General features: G+C 58.7%; 11 protein-coding genes. 7 read left to right on the top strand and 4 right to left on the bottom strand.

Annotated features, from left to right (window positions below):
- Positions 1-13 precede the first annotated feature (13 nt).
- From Q0367_RS12960 to Q0367_RS12930, 7 genes are all read left to right on the top strand, one after another.
- On the top strand, positions 14-454 hold the full coding sequence (locus tag Q0367_RS12960) for a response regulator transcription factor (protein WP_298982692.1): 441 nt from the start codon (positions 14-16) through the stop codon (positions 452-454).
- A gap of 4 nt (positions 455-458) precedes the next feature.
- Complete coding sequence (locus Q0367_RS12955; RefSeq protein ID WP_298982690.1) at positions 459-3833, top strand: GAF domain-containing protein; 3375 nt, start codon at positions 459-461, stop codon at positions 3831-3833.
- A gap of 57 nt (positions 3834-3890) precedes the next feature.
- Positions 3891-5501, top strand: coding sequence for a phosphotransferase (locus Q0367_RS12950; protein ID WP_298982688.1), 1611 nt, complete (start codon positions 3891-3893; stop codon positions 5499-5501).
- Between the two features lie 18 nt (positions 5502-5519).
- The gene (locus Q0367_RS12945; RefSeq protein WP_297631799.1) at positions 5520-6512 is read left to right on the top strand and encodes an ATP-binding protein; all 993 of its coding nucleotides are present in this window, start codon (positions 5520-5522) and stop codon (positions 6510-6512) included.
- Between the two features lie 37 nt (positions 6513-6549).
- A complete protein-coding gene (locus Q0367_RS12940; RefSeq protein ID WP_297631796.1) occupies positions 6550-7575 on the top strand; it encodes an SPFH domain-containing protein in 1026 nt (341 codons plus the stop codon).
- A 243-nt stretch (positions 7576-7818) separates the two neighbouring features.
- Positions 7819-8940 (top strand): HNH endonuclease domain-containing protein, encoded by a 1122-nt coding sequence (locus tag Q0367_RS12935; RefSeq protein WP_298982685.1) that lies wholly within the window; start codon positions 7819-7821, stop codon positions 8938-8940.
- Complete coding sequence (locus Q0367_RS12930; RefSeq protein ID WP_298982682.1) at positions 8937-9824, top strand: bifunctional class I SAM-dependent methyltransferase/HIT family protein; 888 nt, start codon at positions 8937-8939, stop codon at positions 9822-9824. Before Q0367_RS12935 ends, Q0367_RS12930 begins: the two co-directional genes overlap by 4 nt.
- Positions 9825-9869: 45 nt before the next feature.
- Here the strand turns inward: Q0367_RS12930 and Q0367_RS12925 are convergent, their stop codons facing one another.
- The 4 genes from Q0367_RS12925 to Q0367_RS12910 form a co-directional block, all read right to left on the bottom strand.
- Positions 9870-10742 (bottom strand): metal ABC transporter permease, encoded by an 873-nt coding sequence (locus tag Q0367_RS12925; protein ID WP_297631767.1) that lies wholly within the window; start codon positions 10740-10742, stop codon positions 9870-9872.
- 106 nt (positions 10743-10848) lie between these two features.
- A complete protein-coding gene (locus Q0367_RS12920; protein WP_297631758.1) occupies positions 10849-11766 on the bottom strand; it encodes a metal ABC transporter permease in 918 nt (305 codons plus the stop codon).
- Positions 11729-12517: a metal ABC transporter ATP-binding protein gene (locus tag Q0367_RS12915; protein ID WP_297631753.1), complete on the bottom strand. Its 789-nt coding sequence runs from the start codon at positions 12515-12517 to the stop codon at positions 11729-11731. The genes Q0367_RS12920 and Q0367_RS12915 overlap by 38 nt, the downstream gene beginning before the upstream one ends.
- A complete protein-coding gene (locus Q0367_RS12910; RefSeq protein ID WP_297631747.1) occupies positions 12498-13445 on the bottom strand; it encodes a metal ABC transporter solute-binding protein, Zn/Mn family in 948 nt (315 codons plus the stop codon). The genes Q0367_RS12915 and Q0367_RS12910 overlap by 20 nt, the downstream gene beginning before the upstream one ends.
- Positions 13446-13531 lie beyond the last annotated feature (86 nt).

Here is a 13531-nt window from a genome sequence, read left to right as displayed (position 1 = left end):
TGCGAGGAAGGCGATGCAGAAGCGAATTTTACTGTTCGACGACGACTACGAAAGCATGAAGCCGCTGGCGGAGGCGCTGGAGGAGCAGGGATATGAGGTGGTGCTCTCCGCTGCGCAGGAGATCCCCAGACGGCTGGGCCAGGAGCGCTTCGACCTGTTGATTGTGGACATAATGATCCATCCTCAGAGTCCAGGGGTGGATGATAGAAGCGTCGTGCGCAACGTGCACTATTCCGGCGTCAACTGGCAGGAGACCGGCAAGGAATTTTTGATCAAGCTGCGCCGCGGCGAATATGAAGGCGTCAACGGTTCGGGCACACCGCGCACGGCGCCAGTGGTGATGCTTTCCGCAACCGCCGATCCTGACGAGCACTATGAGGCCCAGGCGGTTTTTGAGAAACCTTTTGATATCGAAGAGGTGATCGAGAAGGTCTGCGCGCTCACGCGAGGGTGAGTTGATGACCCCGGACGACCCTGATTTTTTAAGCGAGTTGCAACGGAACGCCCGCAAGTATCAGAAGCTGGTGGTGGCTTTACGCCACACGCAGGAAATTTCTCGGCAAATCGAGCACTCCTCTGTTTTCACCATCGCTGAAATTCTTTCGCGTCTTTTGCCCCACTATGTGACCGCCTTTGAAGCGCAGCGCGGTTTTGTGGCGCGACGACCCGTATTCAACGCGCAGGGGCAGCCCTTTGAGGTCGTCGCCGTCGAGCCTGCCCAGCCCAGCATGCCCGAGATCGCTCTCTCCGACCGTCTGGAGGAGATGGTCAACGCCGGCGGCTCTCGCATCCTGAATACAGGAGGGGGTGACGGCGTCGTTCCCGAACTGCGCGCCTTTGACGCCCGCTCGGCGCTGCTGGCCTCCTTCCGCGCGTTGGATCACGTCTATCTGGTCGGCTTGCTCGACAAGGTGGGAGCTGAGCAGTATCCCTTTCTGATGGGCGATCGCCGCGTGCTGGAAAGCCTGTTGAGTCTGCTGGCGATGGGCGTGCGCAGCGTCGAACGACGCCAGCGCGAGCTGGCCATTATTCAGGAGATCAGCGAGCAGATCGTCGCCGGTGAAGGCGTTGGAAAGACCAACAACTCCATTTGGTTGAAAATTGCGCAGGGCGCAGGCGAGGTGAGCGGCGCGCAAATCGTCGGCGTCTATGCATACAACGAAGCGCAGAAGCGACTCGAACCACGCTGCGCCTGGGATCACGAACGCAAGACGACCATCGGCGGCGGCGCTCCGTTGCCTCTGGACGGCCGCAGCTTAAACGCCGCTGCGGCGCGCGCGTCGCAGCCGATCTACCTGCCCGATGTCTCGGCAAGCGAAGAGATCTTTCTGGCGACCGCAGCGGAGACGGGCGTGCGCTCCGCTTACTGCACCCCCCTCTTCAGCCGGGGGAAGCTGGTCGGCACGCTGTACGTGGGCAGCAAATGTCTCAACGGCGTCGGCGAACCTCAGCGCGAGGCGATCGACCGGCTTGCCCCGCATGCCGCCGTTGCGCTGCATAACGCCCAGTTGCTGGAGCAGCTGCAGCAGCTGCATGAGATCGACGACGACGTCATCGAAATCCAGCAGGCCATCGCCGATGTCTTGCAGGAGGAAAAACAGAATCAGCAACTCGAGGCGGTGCTGGCGCGCTTCTTTCCCAAGCAGAGCGACTTTTTCATCGCCGGCTACGACGACGCAACGGGGAGGATTCACCTGCGCATCGTCCATGAAAAAGGCGTCCGCGTCGATCATCTGGAGCAGCACCCCCTCTATCATCCCCGTCGCATCGGGGAGCGCCGCGGCCTGCTCGAGTACATGTTCGAGCGCAACCTTCCGGTGCTCGACGTGCGCAACTTTCCAGAATGGTCGGGCGCCTCTGAAATTGAGGAGGGATTCAGAAGCGGCATGCAGTGCTGCTTAATCAAGCCGCTGGAATACGGAGGCAGATTGACCGGCTGGATCGGCTTTCGCAATTTTACGCGTCCAGAGAGCTTCAGCGACTACCATCGCACGCTGCTCGAAAAAATTGCTCCGCACGTGGCGATCGTGCAACACAACGCTCGCCTTTATGAGCAGCGCATCCGCGAGCTGAAGGCGGTGAGCGAGTTTCAGACTCGCATCACCCGTCTCAGCGAGACGGAGAAGGAGGAGATCGACAGCGTCGCCGAGGAGGTGCGACGCACGCTGCGCGAGCTGGGGCTGCACACCGGGGATTTCTACATCGCCCTCTACGATGAAAGCCGGAGCCTGGTGAGCGTGCCCGTCTGTTACGAGCGCGACCGCGCACTCTCAAGAGACGAGCGCGAACAGCGTCCGGCGTACTGTACGCGACCGCTCGCAAAGCGCAATGGTCTCGCCGAATGGGTGCTGCGCCACAACCGGCCTGTGTTCGCTCCCGACCGCGCAGCCATCGAACAATGGCGCCTTCAGGGAGTCGCCGACCTGCCGGAGACGACCTGCTGTTGGCTGGGCGCGCCGATGCGCGTGCGCAACAGACCGGTCGGCGTCCTGGCGCTGCGCAGTTTTGTCGAAGAGAACGCTTTCACCGAGGCGCATCTGCCGTTGTTGCAGACGATCGCCGACCAGGCGGCGATCACGATCGAGAACGCGCGGCTTTTCCAGAGCCGGCGCAAGCAGCAAGAAGCTCTGCTGCGCGCCAGCCAAGCGATTGCAGCCGGCGGCGATGATCCGGATAGCGTGCTGCGCATTATCCTGGAGCAGGCGGTGCGCGTCACCGACGGCTATCTTGGCATGTTTTATCTGGTCGATGGCAATCAGATGAAACTGCACAGCGTTTATCCTCAGAGCGAAGAGGAGCGCATCCGTCGCAGATTTGAAACCATCCCTCTTAGCCAACCCGGCGTCATGGCGCTGGCCGTGCGTGAAAGGCGGGCGGTGCTGGAAACCGACGTCGCCAATGCCAGAGAGTATCTGGATGTCTCCGACGGCGTCACGCGCTCCGAGTTGGCGGTCGTCCTGTTCCGCAAGGGAAGGCGCACAGGCGAAGTCATGGGTGTGCTCAACGTCGAGCACCCAGAGGTGGGCGGCTTGAACGCCGGTCATCGCAGCCTGTTGATTTCGCTGGCGCAACTGGCGGTTTCCGCCCTCCAGAACGCCGAAAAGATCGCCGATCGGCGTCGTCTGCACACCATCGCCGTGATGGGCGCCTACAGCGCAGACGTGATCCACGACGTGAAACAGGAAATCAGCACCATTCGCTGGGCTGTGGATCGTTTGCGCCGTCGAAGAGATTTGCCTGCAGACGCGCTGGATGACCTGCGCGAGATTGACCTGGCAGCTGAACGCATGAGCTTGCCCGACCTCTCGTCCGCTGAGCGTTCGTTGTCTCCAGACAAGCCGTCGACGCATCGCTCGTTGCTGGACGACGTCGTCGCCGATGAAGTCCGCGTCTTCCGTCAAAAGACGGAAAAGGATCGTAAGATCGCGATCGACTTCGAGTTGGATCTGCATTGCGGGGACGCCTCCGTATCCATCCATGAAAGCTGGCTGCGCCGCATGCTCCGCCATTATCTGAGCAATGCTCTGAAACATGTGACCCCGAATCGCAAACCGTATATCGTCGTGCGCACAGCGCGAGACAAAGATACGGCCACCGTTTTCGTCAAAGACAACGGCAGCGGCGTCCGTCGCGAAATTCTTCCTCGCCTGTTTAGTTGGGAGATCGATCACGGCGACGAGCCGCCCGGGCGCGGCCTGTTGCTTGTGCGGCTCATCGCCGAAGCGCATAAAGGCGACGCATGGTGTGAACACAGTGAGCCCGGCAAGGGAGCCTGCTTTGCTTTTTCGTTGCCGGTGGCGGCTGACGTCCAGGACAAGGTCGTCGGAGGGTGACCGCCTGGAAAGAGCGTTGAATTGAACCCCTGGTCGCTGTCTGAGAAGGAGGATCCAATGCCTGAAGTTGCAAGCCATGGAAAAACCCTCGAAACCTCTTTCTCACAGGCGCGCCTTTTAATTGTAGACAATCGAGGGCAGACGCGTCGCGATTTGCTCCGCGCTTTCGAGGCTGAAGGATATAGCGTGGTCGTCGCCGAGGGCGCCGGCGATGCATTGCGCAAAGACGCGCTGCGCCTTGCCCAAAAGACGCGGCCGCACGTCATCATCGTCGATCTGCGCCTCGACGACGACCATGACACGAGCGATATTTCAGGGCTGGAGCTGCTGCGTCGGCTGCGCAGCCTGGGGAAAAACGTCGGACTGATCGTTTATTCCGGCTACCTCAATCCGACTGTAGATCGCGCTATCGCTGAGTGCGGCGCCAGGTGGGTGAATAAAGATGACTCGCCGGATGTGCTTAGAAACGAAGTGGAAAAGTTAGCGACCCAGTCCTGCGCGGCAAGAAGACGTCTCCAGGTGTTTTGGCAGCCCAAGCTATGGAGCCGGGAGCGGACAGTGCGCCGACTTTTCCGGCGATGGGCGCCGACTTCCTTGCTCGATGATCTGATCGCACAGCTTTTTGAAGACAGGCGTCGCGTGTGGGTGTACCCGATCGAAGGGAAGCTGACTTCATCGGCCATGCCGGCGTCGCGAGGGCGTTCTCTGGTGCTGCGAGCACGCATTCATCAGGGAAAAGCCCAGAAAGTGGTGAAAATTGCCAAAGCCCATCGCGTTGCGCATGAATCAAAGAATTACAAGAAATACATCGCCTCTCGTGCGCTAGGGCAGTTCCATACTCGGCTTGAGACGACCGCCTTCTTTTGGGATGCGGGTGCTTCCGTCTACAGTTTTCTTGGCGAAGGCGATGTGAAACATCTGCAGGCATTTCGGAGCTTTTACGCCGCCGAGCAAGACATCGATCGCCTGCTGAAGCCGATTCGTTTTTGGCGAGACCTGTGGAGACAGGCTTTTCCAAGATTTACAACGACCACTTGCACGATTTTTGAAGCGTATGACAAACTTCTCGGGCTAAACAAGCAGCTTGCCAGGCTACGCGAGCATCCGGTGGGCTTGTCGGCTGAGCCACCCCAGCTTTTGCAAAGAATCCATGACAGGATGAATGAATTGTCCAACTGGAGGGGAGCGCGGTGGATTGTTCATGGCGATTTTCACGCCGACAATCTGTTTACGGACGGCGATCATCTCTGGCTCATTGATTTTGAGCGCACCGGCCCGGGCCCCGCATATGCTGACTTTTGCGAGCTGGAGATCGATGTGGTGACGCGGCTGCTGCCATCCACCGTTTCCTCTCAAGATTTTTTGACGCTGACGCAATCCCTGATAGATTTCGACGCCGCCGATGAGCCGCCGGGGTTGAGCTGGGAAGCGGATAAAGCGCTAAAGTTCGTGCGCGCACTGCGCAAACTGGCCTTTGAAACAACGAATCGTCAGAACCAACTGCCCGATTATCTGTGGGGATTGCTCTGTGACGCCCTGTTCGTCGCCGGGATGCGACCGCGTGCGCGCGGTTTGCAGGAGCAGATGATCCAACGCGAGCGCGCATGGCTGTATGCATCGGCGCTCTCGGCGCAGATCGACGCCGTCCAGCCAGCCGGACGACGCTGAAAATGGATGAAGAGAGCTATGACTCTAATTCATGAGCGTTATCCGCCCACCTATCGGCAAGAAATTGTGCAGCAGGTGTTTCGGGTGACCCAGGAAGGCCGCTCGATGTGCCTGGTGGGGCTTGCCGGCGTGGGCAAGTCCAACCTGCTCACTTTTCTGGAGCATCCAGAGGTTCAGGTTCTCTATTCCGAATTCATCGACAAAAGGACACACATCGTTCGCGTTCCGTGTGAAAAAGATACAGATTCTCCGGAGAGCGTCTATCGCTCCTTATTATCTGCACTTGCGCGCAGCCTGGACCTTCCCCATCTCGACAGCCGAGGCGGCGTTGAGTTCGATGCGCTGCGCAATACACTCGATCTGCACTGTAAACGCCGGAATCAACGCATCGTCTTCATCCTCGACGAATTTGAGCAGCTGATCCGAGCGCAGCCGCCCACGCTTTTCGAGGCACTGCGCGTCCTGCGCGATGACCATCGCACCACCGGCAATCTGGCCTATGTGCTGGTCATGCATCGCATGCCGCAGGTGATCGTGGGGCGACAGCCTTTCGCCAAAAGCCGCCTGTTTGAAATCGTGCGCAACGACATCTATGCGCTTGGGCCTTACACGAAAGAAGATGCATACGCCATGATCGATGCCCTATGCACAAAGAGGCGTGTGACGCTTTCGGACCTTGAAAAAGATCGGCTGTACAAACTCAGCGGAGGGCATAGCGGCCTTCTCAAATCCATGTTCATGGCGATGCATCCGCACTTCAGCAACGTTTCAGTTCTCAAGATCCTCAGGCTCGCCGAAACCGATCCTGAGGTTGCAGCGGCGTGCAAACATATCTGGGAGCATCTGCACACCGAGGAACAGTTCGCATTGTCTCGCCTGGTGCGAGGCGCCTCGCTCGACCTGAGCATGGTGGAATTTCTGCAAAGAAGGGGATTGGTGCGACCCGGCTCAGGGGGAGAACTTTTCTCCGAGGTGTTTCAGGAGTTTGTCAAGGGGATCGAGATGGGGTAGAGGCGTGCAGCCTTTATTTGCAAAAGAGGAGATAATCATGACGGAAATTATCACCCTGATCCTGTTGCTCATAATCGTGCTGCTTGTCGTCGTCTGGTTGATGAAAAGCTTTAAAACCGTGCCCGAAGGCTATGTCGCAATCACAAACTGGATGGACCGTTATGCACGCATCCTCGAACCGGGGCCTCATCTGTTGATGCCATTTGAGGAGGAAAAGGCGCAGATCAAAGTGCGGCAGAGTGAAGGAAAGCTTGCCGTGCCCAACGTGTTCACCCACGGCGGGCTGCCGGTCGTCGTCAATTTGCGGTACACTTACCGGCTCGATCCGAGGCGAATGCACCGCGATGAGCTGTACTACCTTGAGGATGAACGCCGAGAACAACAGGTCAATATTTTTAAACAAATTTTTCAAGAGGTCATTGCAGAGCTCGCCCCTTCGGCGGAGCAATCGGCGCAAAAATCTGCGCCGCAGAATCCACAAGGGGGTGGAGGCGCCGACAAGGGAACTACGCCGAGCCGTGTAGACGTTGCAGGGTTGTTCAGCCCCTTCGTCGGTCGACAGGGAATCGAACTGAAACGGCGTGTTGAGGAAAGGGCGCGTACGATGTTGGCGGAGCATGGCGTCATGCTTGCGACGAACGCGCCCTTTGTGATTTACGGACTGCAACTGCCCGATGTGATCGTCGAAGCCTACATGGACTTGATCGCCAGCGACTTCAACAGCACCGCCATGTCGGACTTCATCGCAAGGGTGCGCAACGCCACCAATATGTCCGAGGCGGGTCTCGTTCAACTGCTCAACGTGATTCAGAACCCGTCAGCAGATCTGCGCGCGATCTTTGCCAGCGGCTTCGTACAGCCCGAAATGCATATCCAAGATGGAAAGCCTGGCGTTCGCCAGCGAGTTCCCGACGCCCCAACGCAAAGAGAGCCCGACAAGACGCATAAAATGTCATCGGATGAGACCGGTCAACCGAAATCGACTCCGTCTCCGCTCGACCTGAGCGCAATGCACGATCTGCCGTTGACGGAAGAAGTGATGCGCACGTTAAAGTCTCCGTAACGTCAAACCCTCGCAGGTCCGCTGCTGGCTGACCATACACCCTCGGCTGACTTTTGTGTTTTTTGTTATCTGGGTACAATGCTCGCCACTAAATCGCTGCGAAAACATTGAAGCCGTCTAAATGTGTCCGGTCAGTTTCACGACGATATCGGTCGATTGGTGAGCGATCTGCGCTGTCTACAATGGGTGCGGGAGAATATGCCGGAATTGCGTGACGATCCGGTGTTTTGGGGGTGACGTGCCATGATTCCGCTGCCTTCGTCATCCGTCTTACCCGTCTCTGCGCTGGCAGCCAGTTTCGATGAAGTCACTAACTCCTATAAGTTCTACTGGTTCCTGGCGATACTAGAGCAGGTGCGTGAGACGCAGACGCGTATCATCCCTCTCGATATACTGCTGGCACGGATGGTTGCCAGCGTCTGGCACCCTACCAACTACTTTCGCCTGTCGTTCGGCAAGCAGGATCGTCTGGGGAGTATAGCGGCACGGTTGGGGGAGCAGGCTGGCTTGCCGATGGACATCCCTCGCAATCGTGTCATCACAACTGCGCTGGCGCATCTATCGCAATTGGATGATGTCGGACGGGAGATCCTTTCTTTGGCGAATTTCGTCCCCTATCGTTTTCTGCGTCCTTTTTTTGCCTCAACTCTCCGGGGCGCAAGAGATTGGGAAGTCAATCGTCGCATCAAAACGCTGGCTGAGAACGCCTTCCACGATTCACAAACCCCCTGCCTGTACCGTTTCGTGAACCTCCCCCAACCAGGCATCGAGATTCACCCAGATTGGTTTTCATATCTTCAACAACACCTGACGATTTTAGCAGGCTTCTGCCTGTGGCATTTGGTCAACTATCTGCAGAAAAATAATCCCAACGTCCCCAACATTGCCGGGAAATTGTTTGAGCCACAAGAACGCGATTTGCGACGGGCCCGCACATTTTGGAACATCGTTCTGGACCAAGTGGCGCATGTGACCTGCATCTACTCCGGTCAGCCTTTGCAGAAGGGCGATTTCTCACTCGACCACTTCTTGCCCTGGCGTTTTGTGGCGCATGATTTGCTCTGGAATCTTCTGCCCACGTCTAAGACGGTCAATTCATCCAAAAGTGACAACTTGCCTGATGCCGGATTATATTTCGATCCATTTGCCGAATTGCAATATCAAGCTGTTCGGGTAGTCGTCCGTACGCCGCAAGCGACTAGACTGCTTGAAGATTACGTTTTGTTATTCAAAGTTAGCGCTATCGCCGACCTTCAAACGATGGCGTTTTCCACCTTCCGCAATATCCTTTATCAGTCGATCGCCCCTCAAATCCAGATTGCCGCCAACATGGGCTTTGCGACCGGTTGGAGATATGCCTCATGAACCTGGTGTTTCGTTCGCCTCAAAACCCGAACAGCCATCTTACGGTCAAGGAACGCTCGGAAGCCTCTTTCCCTGTTCGGTATTTGTGGCGATCAGGTCTGATTCGTGGACGTGTGCTTGATTTCGGCAGTGGATTGGGCCAAGATGTGGCCTTCTTGCGCCAAAAAGGGGTCGATGTCAGTGGCTACGACCCTCATTATGCTCCTGACTTGCCACAGGGTCGATTCGACACCATTCTGTGCCTCTATGTCCTGAATGTTCTACTTCCAGAGGAACAAGCCCATGTCCTGATGGCTGTTTCTGAACTGTTGGCCCCCACAGGACGTGCTTATTTTGCCGTGCGACGTGACATTCAGCGTGACGGCTTCCGTACGCATGTGAAGCATGGCGTAAGCGTCTATCAGTGCAATGTCAAACTCCCTTACTTGAGCATCCTGCGCACCGAGCACTGCGAAATCTATGAATACCGCCCTTATAACCGGATGCCACATCCCGACGCTGCGACCTGTCCCTTTTGCGCACCCGAAGCAGAAAGAGAACTGATAACTGAGTCAGCCACCACTTTTGCTATTTTCGACAAGTATCCTGTGTCACCTGGTCACGCCCTGATCATACCCAAGAAGCACATCGCGAATTACTTTGACCTCTCGACACATGTCAAAACTGCCTGTTGGCTCATGGCGGATAGAGTGCAGCAGTTACTCATCGAACGTTTTCATCCTGATGGCTTCAATGTGGGGATCAATGTCGGCGCAACTGCCGGACAGACAGTGCCACATGTGCATATCCACCTCATACCGCGCTACTCCGGCGATGCAGAGGACCCAACTGGCGGCGTGCGTCATGTCATTCCAGGCAAGGGGAATTATCGGAAAATGGGATAGGCCAGAGACTTTGCAGACGACAGCTACATTAAAGTCTCCATAACCTCACGCCTGAACCGGTCGCCTTTTGATCATCACGCCGCGCGCTGGCGCAAAGAGATAGCACACCAGAAAAATCACGCCCGCCATCGTCGCCATCGACCCGGCGATCGAGGCGTCCAACGCGTAGGCGAGCCAGTAGCCGCTCACGGCGGAAAGGACGCCGATGGCGGCGGCGTAGATTAACATGTGCGACAGCCGATCCGCCAGCAGATAGGCGGCGGCGGGCGGCGCAATCATGAAGGCCACCACCAACACCGAACCGACCGCATCGAAGGCGCCGACCGCCGTGACGGAGACAAGCGTCATAAAGGCGTAGTGGAGGACGCCGGGCGCAAAGCCCAACGCCGCTGCAAGCGCCGGGTCGAAGGTCGCCAGCTTGAGCTCCTTGTAAAAAATCGCAATGAACAAGAGGTTGAGCGCAAGGATGCCGCCGCTGACGTACAGCCCTGCAGGGCCTGCGTCCACCCCGAAAATCTGGATGCGGTTGAAAGGCGCAAACGCCAGCTCGCCGAGCAACACTGCATCGACATCCAGATGAACGTTGCCGGCGAAGCGCGTGATCAGGAGGATGGCGATGCTGAAGAGGGCGGGAAAGACCAGCCCAATGGCGGCGTCTTCGCGCACAAGCTGGGTGCGGGTGAGCAGCTCCACCAGGCTGACGGTGAGGACGCCCATCAACGCCGCGCCCGCGATCAGGAGCGGCGAGGTCAGGCTCTTGGTTAGAAAAAACGCCAGCACGATCCCCAGCAGCACGGTGTGGCTGATGGCGTCGCTCATCATCGCCATGCGGCGCAGGACGAGAAAGACGCCCGGCAGCGCACACGCCGTCGCCACCAGCGCGGCGATCACCTGAATTTCAATTTGTGCAAGCGACATACGCTGCTCCTTTGCCTCTTCCTTGTCGCCTGGCAAGCCTGGCGAGGCGCGGCGCAGCCAGACGACCACTCTCTTCCTTTTTTGCGCCCTTGCGTTGAATCCATGTTCAAGGCTGTAGATGCGCCGTGCGAACTCGTCGCTGATTTCTCAAGTCGCGCAGCCGTCTCCAGACCACCCCTCGCGCAGGCGCGAAGAGCAGCGAGACCAGCACAAGAGCGCTGATGCACAACACGATCACCGGCCCGGTCGGTGTCTTTTCCATGGCGCTGCTGATCAGGGCGCCGCTCACGCCGGCCAGAGCGCCGAACAGGCCGCTGAGCCCCACCATCGTTTCCAGCCGATTCGTCCATTGACGCGCAGCCGCCGCCGGCGCCACCAGCATCGCCGACATCAACACCACGCCCACCGTCTGCAGCCCGATGACGATGGCGACCACCAACAGGGTCGTCAGCAGGATGTCGAGCGTCCGCACAGGATACCCGAGCGACGCAGCGTAGTCGGCGTCGAAGGTGAGCAACTTGAACTCCTTCCAGAAGAGCAGCGTGGTTCCCAGCGCCAGGGCGCCCACCGTCGCCATCGCAATCACGTCGCTCTGCAAAAGCGTGGCGGCCTGACCGAAGAGAAATTTATCCAGCCCCGCCTGCCTGGCGTCGGACAGCTTTTGTGCGAAGGTCAACAGCATCAGGCCAAAGCCGAAGAAGACGGAGAGCACCAGGCCGAGCGCGCTGTCGTCCTTGATGCGCGTCGTGCGGGTGATGGCTGCAATGCTGAGCGTCGCCGCCCACCCCGCCGCCAGCGCGCCGAGCAGAAAGACCACAGGCTCCCGGCTGCGCGTGAGCAAAAAGGCGATCACGATCCCCGGCAGCGCAGCGTGTGAAATGGCGTCGCCGAGCAGGCTCTGTCGGCGCAGCACTGCAAACGCGCCGAGCGCACCGCTGACGACGCCCAGGATCGCCGCGCCGAGCGCCACCGTGCGCAGGGTGTAATCAAAGAACAGGTTGTGAAAGAGCTGTCCGATATCCATCTTGAATCTCTCCGACGCCGTTGCCGTTCAAAAAGGCGATCTTGCCGCCATAGGTTGCGCGCAGGTTTGGCTCGGTGAAGACTTCGCGCACCGGTCCACAGGCGATGCGACGCACGTTGAGCATCATCACCCAGTCGAAATACTCAGGAACCGTCTGCAGGTCGTGGTGCACGACGAGCACGGTCTTCCCCTGCGAACGCAGCTCCTGCAGCAGCCGCACGATCGCCCGCTCCGTCGTGGCGTCGACGCCCTGAAACGGCTCGTCCATGAGGTAGACTTCTGCGTTCTGAACCAGCGCGCGGGCGAGAAAGACGCGCTGTTGCTGACCGCCCGAGAGTTGCCCGATCTGGCGTTCGGCGAAATCCACCATCCCCACTTTGTCCAACGCCTCCAGCGCAGCGCGACGTTCGGCGGCGCCGGGCCGCTTGAGCCAGCCCAACGCGCCATAACGCCCCATCATGACGACGTCCAGCACGCTGGTGGGAAAATCCCAGTCGACGCTGCTGCGTTGCGGCACATATGCCACCAGATGGCGCTGCTTCAGGTAAGGCTTGCCGTAGATCAGCGCCTGGCCGGCCAGCGGTCGCACCAACCCCAGGATCGCCTTGATCAACGTGGTCTTGCCGGCGCCGTTCGGGCCGACGATCGCCATCAGCGCGCCCGACGGCGCCTGCATGTCCACACTCCACAGCACCGGTTTGTCTTTGTAGGCTACGGTCAGGTCGCGAACCTCAACGGCTGTTGTTGTCATGACTTTCCTCCAGTAAAGCGCTGACGATCGTGTCGATGTTGTGTTTCACCATGCCAATGTACGTCCCTTCCGGAGTTCCTTCGCTGCCCATGGCGTCGGAAAAGAGTGCGCCGCCGAGCCGGACGTCGAAACCCTGCGCTTGCACTGCGGCCTGCACCGCCTCGATGTTGCGCTGCGGCACAGAGGTCTCCACAAAAATCGCAGGGATGCGCCGCTCGACGATGAAGGCAGCCAGGTTTTGCACGTCGGCGGCGCCCGGCTGCGCCTCGGTGCTGATGCCTTGCAGCCCGCGCACTTCAAACCCATAGGCGCGGCCGAAGTAGTGGAAGGCGTCGTGCGCCGTGATGAGGACGCGCTTTTCGGGGGGCACCTTCGCCGCCTGGCTCAACACATATTGATGGAGCGCTTTCAGCTCCTGCAAGTACGCCGCTGCATTGGCCTTGTATTCGTCGGCGTGGTTTGGATCGACGGCGATGAGCGCCTCCTTCACTCGCTCCACCGCCTGCATCCACAAGGTGACGTCGAACCAGATGTGGGGATCGTATACATCTGGATAGGTCGGATCGGCGAGCAGGGCGCCGGGGTCAATCCCCTCGGCCACGGCGACCGTTTTGACGCCGAACTCGTTCATTTTCTTGAGCACTTCGCCCAACTGCGCCTCCAGGTGAAGACCGTTGTATAAAATCAGATCGGCCGACTGCAGACGACGCACGTCGCCCTCGCTGGCTTTATAGAGATGCGGGTCGACGCCAGGCCCCATCAGGGCCGTCACCTGCACGCGTTCGCCCCCCACGTTTCTGGCGATGTCGGCGATCATCCCGGTCGTGGTCACGATGTTCACTCTGCCGTCCGAGGCGGCCGTCGGTTGAGCCGTGCATGCACTGAGCGAGAACGCTGCTATCAAGAGCGTCCAGAGAAAACGTTGCATGTTCGCCTCTTCCCTTCCTGTAGTTGTTTCGCTATCGAATCATCAATCGGATCATTTTGCAGGCGCTGCTCGCAGCTGTGCTCTTT

It is taken from the genome of uncultured Caldilinea sp. (genome assembly GCF_937128415.1).
Classification (GTDB): Bacteria; Chloroflexota; Anaerolineae; order Caldilineales; family Caldilineaceae; genus Caldilinea.
This window is presented reverse-complemented; position numbering and strand designations above follow the sequence as displayed.

Coding starts and splice junctions, on each gene's coding strand:
- Q0367_RS12915 (WP_297631753.1), bottom strand. CDS start 12,517: ATGACAACAACAGCCGTTGAGGTTCGCGACCTGACCGTAGCCTACAAA.
- Q0367_RS12920 (WP_297631758.1), bottom strand. CDS start 11,766: ATGGATATCGGACAGCTCTTTCACAACCTGTTCTTTGATTACACCCTG.
- Q0367_RS12930 (WP_298982682.1), top strand. CDS start 8,937: ATGAACCTGGTGTTTCGTTCGCCTCAAAACCCGAACAGCCATCTTACG.
- Q0367_RS12925 (WP_297631767.1), bottom strand. CDS start 10,742: ATGTCGCTTGCACAAATTGAAATTCAGGTGATCGCCGCGCTGGTGGCG.
- Q0367_RS12955 (WP_298982690.1), top strand. CDS start 459: ATGACCCCGGACGACCCTGATTTTTTAAGCGAGTTGCAACGGAACGCC.
- Q0367_RS12950 (WP_298982688.1), top strand. CDS start 3,891: ATGCCTGAAGTTGCAAGCCATGGAAAAACCCTCGAAACCTCTTTCTCA.
- Q0367_RS12945 (WP_297631799.1), top strand. CDS start 5,520: ATGACTCTAATTCATGAGCGTTATCCGCCCACCTATCGGCAAGAAATT.
- Q0367_RS12960 (WP_298982692.1), top strand. CDS start 14: ATGCAGAAGCGAATTTTACTGTTCGACGACGACTACGAAAGCATGAAG.
- Q0367_RS12940 (WP_297631796.1), top strand. CDS start 6,550: ATGACGGAAATTATCACCCTGATCCTGTTGCTCATAATCGTGCTGCTT.
- Q0367_RS12935 (WP_298982685.1), top strand. CDS start 7,819: ATGATTCCGCTGCCTTCGTCATCCGTCTTACCCGTCTCTGCGCTGGCA.
- Q0367_RS12910 (WP_297631747.1), bottom strand. CDS start 13,445: ATGCAACGTTTTCTCTGGACGCTCTTGATAGCAGCGTTCTCGCTCAGT.